This is a genomic window from Variovorax paradoxus EPS (assembly GCF_000184745.1).
GTDB lineage: Bacteria > Pseudomonadota > Gammaproteobacteria > Burkholderiales > Burkholderiaceae_C > Variovorax > Variovorax paradoxus_C.
Window position 1 is genome coordinate 2,944,650 of the sequence record NC_014931.1, and the last position, 13,209, is coordinate 2,957,858.

General features: G+C 65.2%; 15 protein-coding genes. 12 read left to right on the forward strand and 3 right to left on the reverse strand.

Going from position 1 to position 13,209, the window contains the following annotated elements; all coding sequences use genetic code 11:
* The first annotated feature begins 5 nt into the window (after window positions 1-5).
* The 11 genes from VARPA_RS13715 to VARPA_RS13765 all read left to right on the forward strand — a co-directional run bounded on the left by VARPA_RS13715 (window position 6) and on the right by VARPA_RS13765 (window position 10,856).
* Window positions 6-500 carry a hypothetical protein gene (locus VARPA_RS13715; protein WP_013541167.1) on the forward strand — a complete coding sequence of 165 codons (495 nt, stop codon included), beginning with the start codon at window positions 6-8 and terminating at the stop codon, window positions 498-500.
* Between the two features lie 120 nt (window positions 501-620).
* Window positions 621-1,109, forward strand: a complete 489-nt coding sequence (locus VARPA_RS13720; RefSeq protein ID WP_013541168.1) for a hypothetical protein — start codon at window positions 621-623, stop codon at window positions 1,107-1,109.
* On the forward strand, window positions 1,106-1,519 hold the full coding sequence (locus tag VARPA_RS13725; RefSeq protein WP_013541169.1) for a hypothetical protein: 414 nt from the start codon (window positions 1,106-1,108) through the stop codon (window positions 1,517-1,519). Before VARPA_RS13720 ends, VARPA_RS13725 begins: the two co-directional genes overlap by 4 nt.
* Entirely contained in the window at window positions 1,516-1,860 is a 345-nt protein-coding gene (locus tag VARPA_RS13730) for a hypothetical protein (RefSeq protein ID WP_013541170.1), read from the forward strand. The genes VARPA_RS13725 and VARPA_RS13730 overlap by 4 nt, the downstream gene beginning before the upstream one ends.
* 2 nt (window positions 1,861-1,862) lie before the next feature.
* Window positions 1,863-2,366, forward strand: coding sequence for a GNAT family N-acetyltransferase (locus VARPA_RS13735; RefSeq protein WP_013541171.1), 504 nt, complete (start codon window positions 1,863-1,865; stop codon window positions 2,364-2,366).
* Window positions 2,353-2,850, forward strand: a complete 498-nt coding sequence (locus tag VARPA_RS13740) for a hypothetical protein (protein ID WP_013541172.1) — start codon at window positions 2,353-2,355, stop codon at window positions 2,848-2,850. The genes VARPA_RS13735 and VARPA_RS13740 overlap by 14 nt, the downstream gene beginning before the upstream one ends.
* A gap of 65 nt (window positions 2,851-2,915) precedes the next feature.
* Window positions 2,916-5,051, forward strand: coding sequence for a hypothetical protein (locus VARPA_RS13745; protein WP_144298978.1), 2,136 nt, complete (start codon window positions 2,916-2,918; stop codon window positions 5,049-5,051).
* Window positions 5,048-7,861, forward strand: a complete 2,814-nt coding sequence (locus VARPA_RS30190; RefSeq protein WP_013541174.1) for a phage-like protein — start codon at window positions 5,048-5,050, stop codon at window positions 7,859-7,861. Before VARPA_RS13745 ends, VARPA_RS30190 begins: the two co-directional genes overlap by 4 nt.
* A gap of 5 nt (window positions 7,862-7,866) precedes the next feature.
* On the forward strand, window positions 7,867-10,383 hold the full coding sequence (locus VARPA_RS13755; protein ID WP_013541175.1) for a hypothetical protein: 2,517 nt from the start codon (window positions 7,867-7,869) through the stop codon (window positions 10,381-10,383).
* A gap of 25 nt (window positions 10,384-10,408) precedes the next feature.
* The gene (locus VARPA_RS13760) at window positions 10,409-10,636 is read left to right on the forward strand and encodes a hypothetical protein (protein WP_144298979.1); all 228 of its coding nucleotides are present in this window, start codon (window positions 10,409-10,411) and stop codon (window positions 10,634-10,636) included.
* Window positions 10,629-10,856, forward strand: a complete 228-nt coding sequence (locus VARPA_RS13765; RefSeq protein ID WP_013541177.1) for a PC4/YdbC family ssDNA-binding protein — start codon at window positions 10,629-10,631, stop codon at window positions 10,854-10,856. The genes VARPA_RS13760 and VARPA_RS13765 overlap by 8 nt, the downstream gene beginning before the upstream one ends.
* Here the strand turns inward: VARPA_RS13765 and VARPA_RS31055 are convergent.
* The gene (locus VARPA_RS31055) at window positions 10,830-11,750 is read right to left on the reverse strand and encodes a helix-turn-helix domain-containing protein (protein WP_013541178.1); all 921 of its coding nucleotides are present in this window, start codon (window positions 11,748-11,750) and stop codon (window positions 10,830-10,832) included. The genes VARPA_RS13765 and VARPA_RS31055 overlap by 27 nt on opposite strands.
* 113 nt (window positions 11,751-11,863) lie before the next feature.
* Here VARPA_RS31055 and VARPA_RS13770 point away from each other — a divergent pair, with 113 nt between their 5' ends.
* Window positions 11,864-12,562: a helix-turn-helix transcriptional regulator gene (locus VARPA_RS13770; protein WP_013541179.1), complete on the forward strand. Its 699-nt coding sequence runs from the start codon at window positions 11,864-11,866 to the stop codon at window positions 12,560-12,562.
* Here the strand turns inward: VARPA_RS13770 and VARPA_RS31060 are convergent.
* Window positions 12,548-12,850: a hypothetical protein gene (locus VARPA_RS31060; RefSeq protein WP_144298980.1), complete on the reverse strand. Its 303-nt coding sequence runs from the start codon at window positions 12,848-12,850 to the stop codon at window positions 12,548-12,550. The two genes, VARPA_RS13770 and VARPA_RS31060, sit on opposite strands and share 15 nt — an antisense overlap.
* Window positions 12,851-12,995: 145 nt before the next feature.
* Window positions 12,996-13,190, reverse strand: a complete 195-nt coding sequence (locus VARPA_RS13775; RefSeq protein WP_013541180.1) for a hypothetical protein — start codon at window positions 13,188-13,190, stop codon at window positions 12,996-12,998.
* Window positions 13,191-13,209 lie beyond the last annotated feature (19 nt).

The following is a 13,209-nucleotide window of genomic DNA, read 5'->3' on the forward strand; positions in this document are numbered from 1 at the left end:
GGCTCATGGCAAGCAAATACAAGAAGGGCCAACTCGCCTACGAGTTTGTCGCGGTGCCGAAAGCCATCCTGCTGTCTCCGGAATGGCAGGCCCTACCGCCCAACGCCGTGCGCTTGGCGCTCGACCTGATGGTGCATTACACGGGCAAGAACAACGGTCGACTGTGCCCCGCATTCGTTGTCATGCAGCGCCAGGGATGGAGGTCCGAAACGACGCTCATCAAGGCCAAGCGCGCGCTGCTCGAGTGCTCATTCGTCGTGCACACGCGGCAGGGGCACGCGCCACATACCACCGACTGGATCGCCTTCACCTGGTGGAGGCTCGATTGGGAGAAGTCGATGGACATCGAGCCGCGCGGTTTTCCGCACCTCAATTTTGTGAAGCTGAGCGCGCCGGAAAAAACACATCCTGCCCTACAGAAACTGGAGCCATTGCCCACGAAACAGGCCTCCAGACCTGCAGTTTCTGTAGGGCTGACCACAGCGAAAGGCACCCCATGACTCCAGTTTCTGTAGGTCTGTCATTGGGGAGCGCCGATTTCGAATGACTCCAGTTTCTGTAGGAGTTATAGAAATCGCCATCTATGCCGACGGCACGACAGGCAATGAAGGAGCCCGAGCATGACGAACCACACCATCCCCGCAGTCGAGATCGAGATCCAGGAAACGCAGGGGGCTGCACGCGCAGTGCTGCTGAAGCAAGAGTTCGGCGGAAACGTGCACCAGGTCGAGCTGCAGGACGTGCATGTTCGCTGGCTCGCCGAGCGCATGGGCATCGTGCCCACCGTGACGGCAGAGGCCGCCAGCATGATCTCGATCAACTTCGGCCAAGCGACCAAGTTTGCCTCGGAGGGGCACCGGCTCCGTCTCGCAATCCAGCGCGCGCACCGCATCTCGCAGAAGGTGCTGCAGCTCGTGCAGACGGCGGAGGAGAAGGGGCACGAGGACCTCACGCTCGAAGTTGCAAGCGCGACCGAGCTGGTCGACTTCCTGAAGTTCGTCTGCGATGGCTTCGAGTACGACGACGCTGGCGAAGAGGTGAAGCCTATGCCGCCTCGCCCGAGCAACCATGTGCCCGAAGAGCTGCTCGGTGAAGGGGGTGCAGCATGACCGCCGTGAACGACGACGACGCCGTGATCGCAGAACTTCCCGACCTGCGCATCGAGGTGAGCCACAGCGAGGACATGGTCATCTTGCAGCAGCGTGGCGGTGAGTCCGGCGAGGACCGCATTGCTATCCACCGCTGGCAAGTCCGCATGCTTGCCGAACACTTCGGCCTGTTGCCGGCGCGCACGCAGGCAAGGGTGACGGTGGAAACGCTGGCGCGGCGGCTGCTCAAGCTGCACGCGCGCATCGATCTCCTGGGCGAACACATCGACCAGTTCGTGGACGACGAGTTCACGAAGCAGTACTCGCTGGCCATGTGCGAGATCGCCGACGAGTTCATTGCCGACATCGAGGTCCTCACCGGTGGGGCGATCGCGGCACCGAAGCGCGCAGCCGCGGGGGTGACGCCATGACGCTCGCGAACGCTGCCCCCGCTACTTTCAACCCTTGCGCTCCGCTGCAGGCCCGGCTGCTCGACGACGACGTGCTGGCTTACGGCGTGATCGTCGAAGAAACGCCCGAGACCCTCGTCGACCAGCGGCTCGCTGACGCTCTCCTCGCTGCCATCTACGGCAGCGCGAGCGCACCGCGTCTGCTGCTCTGCTGGCCAGACGGCTCGCTGGGCTTCGTATGGCTGCCGATTGGTGAGCGCATTGCCGATGCCATGTCCACCGCCTACGCCGCCGCGCGCACCTCGCTTGAGGCGCTTCACCTTCAACACGCACCGCCGGCCGCGCCGGCTTGGAGTAACTGACCATGACCGCAACCATCACCTCCCTGGCAGGCGAGTACGAAGGGCTCGTCGAGCCCGCGACCGTTGAGGATGTCGCACGCCTCGCAGAGATGGGGGAGGAACTCCACGCGAGCTCGGACCATCGCGTGCTGGGCTTCGACCGGCCGAAGGTTGAGCACTTGCTCACTGCCCTGATCAACGACCCGAACGGCGTGGTCTTCGTTTCGCGCCGCGATGGAATCGTCGTTGGCGCGTTCGCTGGCGCAGTTGTGCCGAACTGGTTCAGCGACGACCTGATCGGCGTGGACTACTCGTTCTTCGTGCTGCCCGACGCACGCAAGGACATGCGCGGCACCACGCTGATCCTCGCGTTCACGCGGTGGTGCGAGCGCCGTGGCGCCAAGCAGGTGAAGGTCGGAATCACGACGGGCATCGAGGTTGAAAGTACCTCGCGGCTCTACCGCTCACTGGGGTTCGTCGACGCTGGCGTCGGCTTTTCGAAGGAGGTGAATCATGGGAATCGTTGAAGGTGGAGTTCTCGCATACGCAGCCCTGGCCGCGAGCGCCGTCGGCACGGCGGTATCGGTCTACAGCCAGGAGAAGCAGGCAGACCGGGAAGACGATCTGGCGAAGCAGCAACAGATGCAGTCCCAGCAGGATGCGCAGTACACCGCCAGCGAGGCCGAGCTGCAGGCCAAGACCATCCGCAAGGCTGCCGACAAGCAGCGCGCCGAGGCCCGCGCTGCGCTCGCCGGCTCCGGCGTCGTGGTGGGTGAAGGCACCGCTGAGCAGATTGACCAGGAGATCCAGGCCGGCGGCGAGGAGGACGCGCTCATGGCGATCTACGACGGCACGAACCGCGCGCGCTCCATCGCCCGCGGCGGTGACCTCGCAGCATCGCGCAGCCGCAATGCCGCGAGCGCTTCGCGCACTGGCGCCCTGACCTCGGCCTTTCAGGGTGGAGCAACAATTGCACGCGGCTGGAACACCAGCGGCGGGCGGAAAGGCTGATCATGGCTCGCATTCCGCAGGGGGCTTTCGGCAACCGGCTGCCACAAGGTGCCGACACTACGCCCATGGCGCAGATCGACACGCAGGTCGGCGACGCCCAGCAACGCCTGGGCGCCGTGGCGGTCGGTGTCGGCGCACAAATGTTCGCCGATGTCGCGCAGGAACAGCAGCGCGCCGCACAGGAGCGCAAGACGCGAGACGAGGCACTGGCGCGGTCGCGCGCGGGTGATGGATTGCTTGACTTCGAACTGCAGAGCAAAACCGCGGTTGAAGGCATCAAGGACAAGGTGCAGCGCGGAGAGCTGCCATACGAGAAGGCCCACGGCGAACTTGAGGGGGTGCTCGCACGCGTCAAGATGCCGTCGTTCGGCCCCGAGCAGGCCCTGGTCGCCGACCAGTACAGCCGCGGTGCGCAGCGCTTGCGCTTTCAGGCAACCGCGGCGGTCAACCAGGTTATCGACACCGCCCAGCGCTCTGAGCTGAAGTCAACTTTCACCGCTGGCCTCGACCGTCTGGGCAAGATTGCGCTCCTGCCCGACGCCTCGCTCGAGGAGGTGCTCGCCAATGCAGACAAGGTGGCATTGTCCGGCCGCGCCGCCGGCATTCCCGAAGCCGATGTTGCCAAGCAGGTGCAGACCTTCAAGGACAACACCCGCTTCCAGCGTGCGCAGTCGGACCTGGTAGCCGCGCGGCGCGACATGCCGAGCCTCGACGCGTTCCAGCAGCGCCTCGAAACGGGCGACCTGTCGGGCACGCTTGACCCTGACAAGCGCATCGCGCTGCTGAAGGAGACGGACACGCTGAAGTTTCAGGCGCAGAACCAACAACAGCACGCCCTGGATAAGCGCGAAAAGTTGGCGGAGCGCGCCGTAACCAATGCAACGCGGCAGATTGAAACCGGCTTGCCGCTGACGGCCGATGGCTGGACGGGCTTGCGCACCACGGTCGAAGGGACGCCCTATGCGGAAGATTTCAATCGCCTCGTGAAGCAGGAGCGAGACACACAGCAGGTGCTCCGCATGCCAATGGCTGACCAGCAGCGGTATATCCAGACGCGCGAGGCCGAACTGCAGCAGGCCGGCGGCACGCTCGCGGACCGCGCAAATCTGCAGCGCATCAAGGCGACCGTTGAGAACAATGCAAAGCAACTCGCCGACGAGCCGCTGGTGGCCGCACAACGCCTCTTCGGGCGCGCAGTGCAGCCGCTGGACCCGAACGATCTGCTGCAGCCCGGCGGCGCCGGACGAGCCGCGGGAATCTTCGCCGACCGCGCGGCCACTTTGGCGGCGATGCAGAAGCAGTACGGCAGCCAGGTCGGAACCAAGCCATTGCTGCCGCAGGAAGCGGGGTTGTTGGTCAAGGCGATCGACAGCGCGGGGCCGGCCGACGCCAACCAACTTTTCGGCACGCTGCGCGGTGCGATCAACGACGACGACACCTATCGTGCGGTGATGCAGCAGATCGCGCCCGACTCACCCGTGAAGGCTCGCGCTGGGATGCTCACGGCGATTGATCGGCCGGTAACGATCCAGTCGAATCTGATCGCTTCGGATGTGCGCGTGTCGAGTGCCAAGGTGGCCGAGACGATGCTCGCCGGTGAGATCATCCTCAACAAGACGAAGGGACAGAAGCAGGTAGACGGCCAGGCGCACAGCCTCTTCGTGCCGGCGCGCCAAGACTTCTCCACCGCGTTCGTCGACTCGGTGGGGAACCTGTACCGCTCACGGCCGGGCGCGCAGGAGGGCGACCTTCAGGCCGCCTTTGCCTACTACGTCGGCAAGTCGGCCGAGTTGGGGCGGCTCGCCAGCACTCCGAAGGACATCGACAGCACCCTGGTGAAAGAGGCCATCACCGCCACGATCGGCGATGTCGTCGACGTGAACGGCCAAGGCAAGGCGAAGGCCCCCATCGGCATGACCGGCTCGGACATGCAGGCCAAGCTTCGCGAGCGCTTCTCCGAGATGGTGAAAGAGCAGGACATGCCGCCGTCAGCGGTCGCATCGTTCGAGCATTACGGGGTCATCAACTACCGCCGCGACGGGCAATACATGCTGACGCTCGGCGGCGCGCCTGTGCTGGGGAAGGGCGGGGCGCCGCTCGTGGTCGATCTCGATCCGCCACCGTTGTCCGGCACGCGGTACCGCCGCGGCCAGCAGATTCCCGGCGCGCCGGAACAGACGTACGGAGTGCAAAAGAAATGAGCTTCGATCTGGATGACCGCGGCGCCGATGAGATCGACGCGATCGCGCGCCGCGATGGCGTGCCCTTCGGCACCGGCGCAGAGCCCGGCTTTTTCTCGGGCACCGGCACGGCCGCGCTGCAGGGCCTCGCGCGCGGCACGGTGGCAAAGCCCGCGCTGTTGCTGGGCGATGCCGCCACCCCTCTCCTGCGCACGAGCGCGCAGGCGGTAGACAAGACGCTCGGAACCTCGCTCGATGCGTGGTTGACCGACCAGCAAAAGCGAAATACTACGGCGCTGGAGCAACTGCGGTCCGACCCTGCAACGACCGGCTTTGCGGGCCAAGTGGTGGGAGGGCTATTCGATCTGGGCAGCTCGGCCATCCTCTACACCCCCGAAGGGGCTGCGGTGCTCGAGGGCTACGGCCGGCGGCAGGAGTTGATTGGGCAAGGCGTCGCGCCTGGTACAGCGACCGCGGTGGGCGCGGTCAGCGGAGCCGCGACATACGTGGGCGTGAAGGCCCCCATCACGCTGGGGCAGCAGGCGATCGGGCAGGGCGGGCGCGCCATGGCCCAGAACCTCGCGTACGGCGCCACGGCAAGCGTGGCCGGCGGCGTTGCCGAGCGCGGCTTTTCTCGTGATCTGCTCAAGGCGGCGGGGTATGGAGAGCAGGCGGCGCCCCTGGAGCCGTACGACAAAACCGCGCTCGCGGCAGAAGCGACTCTCGGCGCACTTTTTTCCGGTGGAGCGGCGGCGCTACATGCCCGCTCGACCGTGCGGGGCCAGGCCGCCACCGATGCCGCGCTGACGGTCACAACCGTCGACCACGCCCAACGCGGCACGGCGCCCGGCACACCGACAGACGCACGCGCCGCGTCCGCGCATGCCAGCGCGCTCAGCACGGCGATCGAGCAGGTGCTGCGGAACGAACCCGCCAATGTCGGCGAGCAGATGGCGGACACGGCATTCGTTCGGCCGGTGCCGTCGCCGGAGATCCGCGCAGAGTTGCAGGCGCATGTTGCCGATTTGCTGCCAGTCGGCCCGGCAGCCGCACCCCGCGCATTCAAAGTCCCAGCCGGCGCCGCACGCGGTGTGCGCAACAACAACCCCGGAAACATCGAAGCCGGTGGTACGCAGTGGCAGGGCCAGACGGGGAGCGATGGACGCTTCGCTACGTTCGACACGCCCGAGGCAGGTATTCGCGCCCTGGGCCGCAATCTGCTGACCTACCAGGAGAAGCACGGACTCAACACCGTGCACGGGATCATCAACCGGTGGGCGCCAGCCGGTGAGAACGACACCGCAGCCTACGTGCGCGCCGTGTCCACCGCCGTGGGCGTTGGTCCGGCTGAGCCGCTGAACCTCCGAGATCCGTCGACTCTCCAGAAGCTGGCCAGCGCGATCATCCGCCACGAAAACGGCGGGCAGCCGTACCCCGATGAGGTGCTGCGCGCCGGTGTCGAGTTGGCGATCGGCGGGCGCACCGGGGAGGTGGTGACCGAGCGCGGCATGCGCGTGCCTTTCCGGTATCGCCTCGCCGAGGCCGACCGCCTGGTGACATCCAACGACGCCGACCTTCGCCCGAATGCCGCATATCCCGCTGAACTGCAGCCGCGCGACCGGACCCGCGACGCCTCCGAAGCGCAGATCGCGCGCATTGCCGGCAACCTGCAGCCCGAGCTGCTGGCAGAGAGCGCCCGCGCGTCAGACGGCGCACCGATCATCGGACTTGATGGGGTGGTGGAGTCCGGCAATGGCCGAATGCTCGCCCTGGGCCGCGCCTACGGGGGCGAGCGCGGCGCGGAATACCGTGCATGGCTGGAAGGCAACGCCGAGCGCTTCGGGTTGGATGCCGCAGACGTGCGCACCATGCAGCGGCCGGTGCTTGTGCGCGAGCGCATTGGGGATGTGGATCGCGCGGAGTTCGCTCGCCAAGCGAACGAGTCGAGCGTGGCCGCCATGTCGCCGACTGAGCAGGCGCGTGCGGACGCGGGCCGCATTTCGGACCTCTCGGGTCTGGTGACAGGGGAAGACGGCACGATCAACCAAGCGCAGAGCGCGGCATTCCTCCGCCAGTTCGTGCAGGCCAACGTCGGCCCCAACGAACTGGGCTCTGTGCTTCAGGCTGACGGCCGGATCTCGCAGACCGGTCTGCAGCGCGTGCGCCAGGCAGTTTTCTCGAAAGCCTACGGTGATGCGGAACTGGTCGCGATGCTCACCGAGAGCACGGACAGCAATGTGCGCAACGTCCTGGCCGGCCTGATGCGCGCAGCTCCGGCGTTGGCTCGGCTGCAGGACCTTGCGACTGCCGGCGCCCGTGCCCCCGTCGACCTCGGTGCGTCGATCGGGCGCGCCGCCCGCGAGTTCGCTGCGCTGCGTGCGCAAGGCCGGACAGTCGAGCAGGCGCTCGAGCAGAACGCGCTCTTCGATGGCATGTCCCCCGACATGCAGGCGCTGCTGAAGGGCATTGCGCAGCACGCCAACGCACCGAAGCGACTGGGCGAGATGGTCGGCCGGCTGGTCGATGCGGTCGATGCCCTGGGCGACCCGCGGCAACGCGGAATTTTCGATGAGGCGCCGGGCCGCCTGGAGCCCGCCGCGATCGATCGCGCAGTCGCCCGCGATGTCGCCGCCGCGGCCAGGTCCACAGATCCCACGATGCGCGCGGCGGCCGAAGTCGCGATGGCGAGCCCCGATATGCGGGTGGTGCTGGAGGACGGCACCGAAGTCTCAGCCCGCGAGGTGCTGGCGCGCGCCGACCAGGAGCGGCAGCAAGCCGCCAACGACTCCGCCGCATTCGACGCCGCGGTCAACTGCTTTTTGAGGACCTGAACACCATGAAACCAGCATGTATTGACGCCGTGATCGAGGCAGTCGGCCGACCGATGAGTGACGCCGAGCTCAAAGGCATCGAAGACCGCATCGGCCGCGAGCTGCGCCGCCTGGGAAATGGCCCGGATGGGTTGCGGCTCACCGGCGAGCAGCGATTCTTCGAGGCTGCGCGCCGCGCGCGGGAAAGCTTCCTCGGCGAGCAGGAGCTCAAGGCCCGCCGGGACGCACTGGCCGTGCTGAAGCACGCGCAGGTCGAGCAAGCGCTGGCAGGCTTCCCGGGCGACAAGATTGCCGGCCTGCGCCGTCTCCTGGCCTTCCACGGCGACGCGAAAGGCAGCACCTTGTCGGTCGAGTCGAAGGCCGAAGCCATCGAGGCGGATGCGTTCCGCCAGATGCTGGGAACGTTGGAGGCGACCAATCCGAAATTCTTTGGCTTGTTCGAAAGCCCCGAGGGTGTGCGCGCGCTGGTGCGCGAAATGTTCGGCGAGGACTCAGGCGTGCGCGAGGCGAAGGAGGGCGCGGCCGAGTTCAAGAAGGTGGCCGACGAGTTGCTCGGGCGCTTCAACGACGCCGGCGGCAAGATCCGCCCCCGCGAGGATTGGGGCCTACCGCACCACCACTCGCAGAACAAGATCGCTGCGGCGGGCGAGGCGGTGTGGGTCGAGAAAACCTTTCCCCTCCTGAACCGCGACCGCTACCGCAACGAGGATGGCTCACGGATGAACGACAGCCAGGTGCTCGCGTTCCTCCGCGAGTCGTACCAGACCCTCGCCACGGGCGGCGTGAACACGCTCGAGCCAGGCGCAGGCGGTGGGGAGACGATGCGCGCGAACCTGCATGCGGCTGCCCGCGAGATCCACTACCGGAGCGCGGACGACTACCTGGCCTACCAGAAGGACTTCGGCGAGCGTGGCCTGTACGACGTGCTCACCGGCCACGTGCGCGGCCTTGCCGACAGCATCGCAATGGTCGAGACGTTCGGCCCGAACCCCGACCACGCATTCAAATACTTCCGGGACCTGGCGCAGCGCGAGATGACGGTTGCGGACCCGACGAAGCACGGCAAGATCGCGAAGCAGTTGGTGGGCCTGGACAACCTCTACAACTACGTGAGCGGCAAGACGCTACCGGTCGCAAGCGAATGGCTGGCGCAAGGGTTCGACTCGCTGCGAAAGTGGCTTGTCGCATCGCGGCTGGGTTCGGCTTTCATCTCGTCGCTGCCGGACGAGGCCACGATGCAACTCACGGCGCGCGTCAACAACATCGACGGGATGCAGGTGTTCCGCAACGAGCTGGCCGCGCTGAACCCGGCGAACCAGATGGAGAAGCGCATGGCGCAGCGCGCGGGCCTTGCGCTGCAGACCATGATCGGCTCGCTGAACCGTTTCGGCGACGAGAACATGCGCAACACCCTGGCGACGAAGATGGCCACCTTCACCATGCGCGCCTCCGGCTTGAACGCGATCACGGAAGCCCGCCGGCGCGCCTTCGGCGTGACGATGATGTCGAGCCTGGGGCACCTCACCCGCGACGCCGAAGCGCCCAGCAAGCTCGATCCCATGGATCACCGCATCCTGCTGTCGAAGGGCATCACCGATGCCGACTGGCAGGTTTGGAAGCGCGCCGAGCTGGAGGATTGGGGCGGCGGCAATGGGACGATGCTCACGCCCGAGGCGATCTACCGCATTCCCGACGAAGCCCTGGTCGGTATCGGCAACCTGGACGCGAATCCCCAGCAGTTGCGCCGCGATGCAGCCACGCGGCTACTCGGTGTGGTGCTCGAGGAGCAAAACATGGCCGTCGTCGAGCCGGGCAGCCGGGAGCGCGCGGCGCTCTACTCGAACCTGCAGCGCGGCACGTGGAAAGGCGAGCTCACCCGGTCGGTGTTCTTGTTCAAGACTATGCCGATCGCCATGCTCATGCGGCACTGGGAACGCGGTATGTCTGGGCCGGACGCACGCAGCAAGGCGGGGTACATCGGCGCGCTGATGGTGTCGACCACGGTGATGGGCATGCTGGCGCTGCAGATCGATGAACTGCTGAAGGGGCGCGACCCTGTGAACATGAACCCGTTCGAGGGCAAGGCCGGTGCTCGCAACTGGGTGCGCGCCTTCCTGAAGGGCGGATCGCTGGGAATCTATGGCGACTTCCTTTTCAGTGAGCAGAACCAGCACGGCGGCGGCCCGATCGCGTCGGCACTCGGGCCAGTGGTCGGCGCAGTCGAGGAAGCCTTCGGGCTCACGCAGGGCAACCTGGTGCAACTGGGCCAGGGCAAGGACACGCACGCCGGCGCCGAACTGCTGAAGTTCGCGAAGGGCATGACCCCCGGCGCGAACCTCTGGTATCTCAAGGCGGCGACGAACCACCTGATCTTCAACCAATTGCAGGAGATGGTCTCGCCCGGCTACCTTGCGCGCGTGAAAAGCAGGGCGCAGCGAGAGTTCGGGACGACGGAATGGTGGGACTCGCGGCAGGCGGTGCCAGATCGCGCGCCGAATCTCGCAACGGCGGTGGGGCGGTGACATGACGCCGTACCAAATCCAGAAGATGCTCAAGATCCGCAAGGCCATGGAGAACGAACTCGAGGTCATGGCCGGCACGCCTCGCATCGCCAAGGCGGTCGAGCAGTCACGCGAGGGGCAGGGACGCGGGGCGCACCTCCGCGCCGCCCAGAGCTCGATCCGCATGGTCGAGGGCCTGGATAAGATGCTTTACAGCGCAGGCAAGCTCAAAAAGCTGCCGAAACCGAAGTACCCCGGGGGCAAGCGTGTCTGAAGTCATCGCCCGCATTCAGAAATCGCGCAACGCCGAGATCCGGGTGACGCGCGATCAGTACGAGGGGCGCGAGGTCGTCGACATCCGCGTCTGGTTCGTCGAAGCCGGGAGCGGACTTTGGAAGCCGAGCGGGCGCGGCGTGCAGTTCGACGAAAAGCGGCTCGCGGCAGTCATCGCAGGATTGACTAAGGCCCTACGACAATACACAGATGTAGCCTGATGGGAGATGGGGGCGAAGATCCGCGCGAAGCGTACCTTCTTGCGGCGCTACATCAAGCGCTCCGACCTTGTAGCCGACTTCAAGTATTGCAGGGATTGATCTCGCCGCGATGTACTGAGAGACGTCGTAAGCTAGCCAAACGCCGCCGATCATGACTGACATGGTGGGATGGAGCAGCATCCCAGCATCACCAGCATGTAGCCACGTGCCTGCTGAGTGATTGCCTGCGTACGGAATGACCTCATTTCGATTGCCATCGATGCCCATCAAATTTCGATGGAAGGGGGCAGGCGCTGTGACTTGGATGAAAAGTCCACGTGCAGGCCCCCGTCCGACGTTTTCTATCTGGACTCGATATTCGAATGGATTCCACTGCTTGAGGCTCACCTTGAGACTTGGCCGAGCTCGACGTCCAAACATGTCTGCAATCTGAAACGGCTCCATCCGCGAGAAGCTCAAGCCAATGCGCTGGTAGTAGCGGTCCTCGCCGAAGCGAGCCATGTGAGGGCCGCCGTCGCTTGCAGGAACAAACGTCGCGACAAAGCCGCGGCTTTCACTTCGCGGCACGATCGCGCGATGGACAACACCTGCAGTACCAGGCGAAACGGCTTGTGGCGTTAACTCGTCAAACCGGCTTGCGACTCTGCGGGCATCATCGACGCCAGGAAATGCGTCGATGCAATCGATACCCTGGCTGTTTTTCTTTGCAGTGACGCCCCAAAGGCAGACCCCGCCTTGTCCGTTCGCGAAACCAGAAAGAACGACAGCAAGGTTTTTCTTCATGTCTCCTTCGTCGCCGATCCTCTTGCAGTCCAGCACCTGCGACTCCGGATTCCCTCCCATCTTCAAGATCTTGCTATGGGTGAGTGAGTCAAACCATGCTTTCAGATCCATGTGAGCCTTGCGCGCGCGCCTGCGTTTCCTATAGATAGAGCATAGCCGGTGGCGATGCCGTGCGGGTATGCTGGGCGAATGGATGCTGCTGCAGTCCCTGGAGGGTCGGCGTAATGGTCAAGCGACGCGTGATGCCGTCAGACCCGGTGCCAAAGGTCCGGCTGCGAACCCCACTCATCGCGCGGTCCGGTCTCGTGTCGGCGTGGGATGTGGATGTCGGGGCCGCCTCCCTTGATAGCAGAGCGAAATCGAGCACGCTCTACCTGGAGCTGTGCGGCGAGTTCTTGGAAGACCTGTCTGGCGTTACGTCGTTTGAGCTGCTCGTGATCGGTGACATTGATCGAGTCTCGGAAATCGATCGTAGATGCTGGGTGGGGAATGTCCTGCGATGCCGGCCGCTGATTGAGTGCGTCGTGACCTTGAACGCGCCGGAGTTCCAAGCCCTTTTAACTGTCGTCACAGCGGGACGGTTGAGTACGCTTGACGTGCGGTTCGAACCCCCCCGATACGGGTCTGCATTCATCCAGTCGGTGCGGTTCAACTCAAGTCAGGCAATCTCTGCCGTTCTTACTGAGCAACCGAGTTGCGCGCAGCCTGAGGTTCTGCGACGCCTCGATGCCATGACATCGGCTCTGGCCTCACTCGCGCGCCTGACCGGTGCCCGCCTCACGCGCGCGGAGATGTGCAACCGCTTGGGCGTGACCAGCAATACGCTCACATCGCGCGTTCGCCGCGGCGACGTGCCTACTCCCAGCAAGGATGGGAAGTGGCTGCTGGCTGAAGTGATGGAGTGGGAGTCACGGGGCGGCTGAGCGAGCGCCCCAAGCCAGCGTAATCGCGAACAAGTCGCGCGCGGCATCGGGTGACTCGGGCGATGCGAATTGATCCTCCTGGCCGGCTTCGACACAAACGCCCTTCGCGGCCGACAGAGTAGGGGTGGTGAGGCGCGGCATTTCACTGCGGGGGCGCCCGGTGCGCGCACACCATAGAGCGATGATTTTCTCGCCTCGGTCGAATGATGGGTGGCAGCGACGGCTTTCGTAATCGCAGATAGAACCGCGCGCCACGCCAGAAGCCTTGCTGATCTCTATGCTGTTCATGCCTGCACGTCGCAGGTCCGTAAGCAACCGCACAAAGTCTAGAGGCGGAGGAAAGGTCATTCGCACCATGGGCGCGGATTGTCTCTGTGCTTGCTGCTGGAATCCTCGCCAGCGCCGCCCCGTCAGGCGGCAGTGAAAGGCAGCCCTATGCCGCGCGTTCCCGCGGCCACCGCAGAAAGGCGAACACCCAGAAGATGATCAGGTTCACGATGGGCACTAGGAGAAGCAGCGACCACGCGCCGTGATAGCCCGCCTTGGACGCGATGCGCCAGCCTGGGGGCAGCACCAACCCGACCCAGAAGATGATGATGATCCAGTGCCAGATGCTCAAAGAGCCCATGACCCCTCCAAGGTGTAGT

Excerpts from the sequence above, each read along its gene's own strand:
- VARPA_RS13715 (WP_013541167.1), top strand. The coding sequence starts at position 6 with ATGGCAAGCAAATACAAGAAGGGCCAACTCGCCTACGAGTTTGTCGCG.
- VARPA_RS13720 (WP_013541168.1), top strand. The coding sequence starts at position 621 with ATGACGAACCACACCATCCCCGCAGTCGAGATCGAGATCCAGGAAACG.
- VARPA_RS13725 (WP_013541169.1), top strand. The coding sequence starts at position 1,106 with ATGACCGCCGTGAACGACGACGACGCCGTGATCGCAGAACTTCCCGAC.
- VARPA_RS13730 (WP_013541170.1), top strand. The coding sequence starts at position 1,516 with ATGACGCTCGCGAACGCTGCCCCCGCTACTTTCAACCCTTGCGCTCCG.
- VARPA_RS13735 (WP_013541171.1), top strand. The coding sequence starts at position 1,863 with ATGACCGCAACCATCACCTCCCTGGCAGGCGAGTACGAAGGGCTCGTC.
- VARPA_RS13740 (WP_013541172.1), top strand. The coding sequence starts at position 2,353 with ATGGGAATCGTTGAAGGTGGAGTTCTCGCATACGCAGCCCTGGCCGCG.
- VARPA_RS13745 (WP_144298978.1), top strand. The coding sequence starts at position 2,916 with ATGGCGCAGATCGACACGCAGGTCGGCGACGCCCAGCAACGCCTGGGC.
- VARPA_RS30190 (WP_013541174.1), top strand. The coding sequence starts at position 5,048 with ATGAGCTTCGATCTGGATGACCGCGGCGCCGATGAGATCGACGCGATC.
- VARPA_RS13755 (WP_013541175.1), top strand. The coding sequence starts at position 7,867 with ATGAAACCAGCATGTATTGACGCCGTGATCGAGGCAGTCGGCCGACCG.
- VARPA_RS13760 (WP_144298979.1), top strand. The coding sequence starts at position 10,409 with ATGCTCAAGATCCGCAAGGCCATGGAGAACGAACTCGAGGTCATGGCC.
- VARPA_RS31055 (WP_013541178.1), bottom strand. The coding sequence starts at position 11,750 with ATGGATCTGAAAGCATGGTTTGACTCACTCACCCATAGCAAGATCTTG.
- VARPA_RS13770 (WP_013541179.1), top strand. The coding sequence starts at position 11,864 with ATGGTCAAGCGACGCGTGATGCCGTCAGACCCGGTGCCAAAGGTCCGG.
- VARPA_RS31060 (WP_144298980.1), bottom strand. The coding sequence starts at position 12,850 with ATGAACAGCATAGAGATCAGCAAGGCTTCTGGCGTGGCGCGCGGTTCT.
- VARPA_RS13775 (WP_013541180.1), bottom strand. The coding sequence starts at position 13,190 with ATGGGCTCTTTGAGCATCTGGCACTGGATCATCATCATCTTCTGGGTC.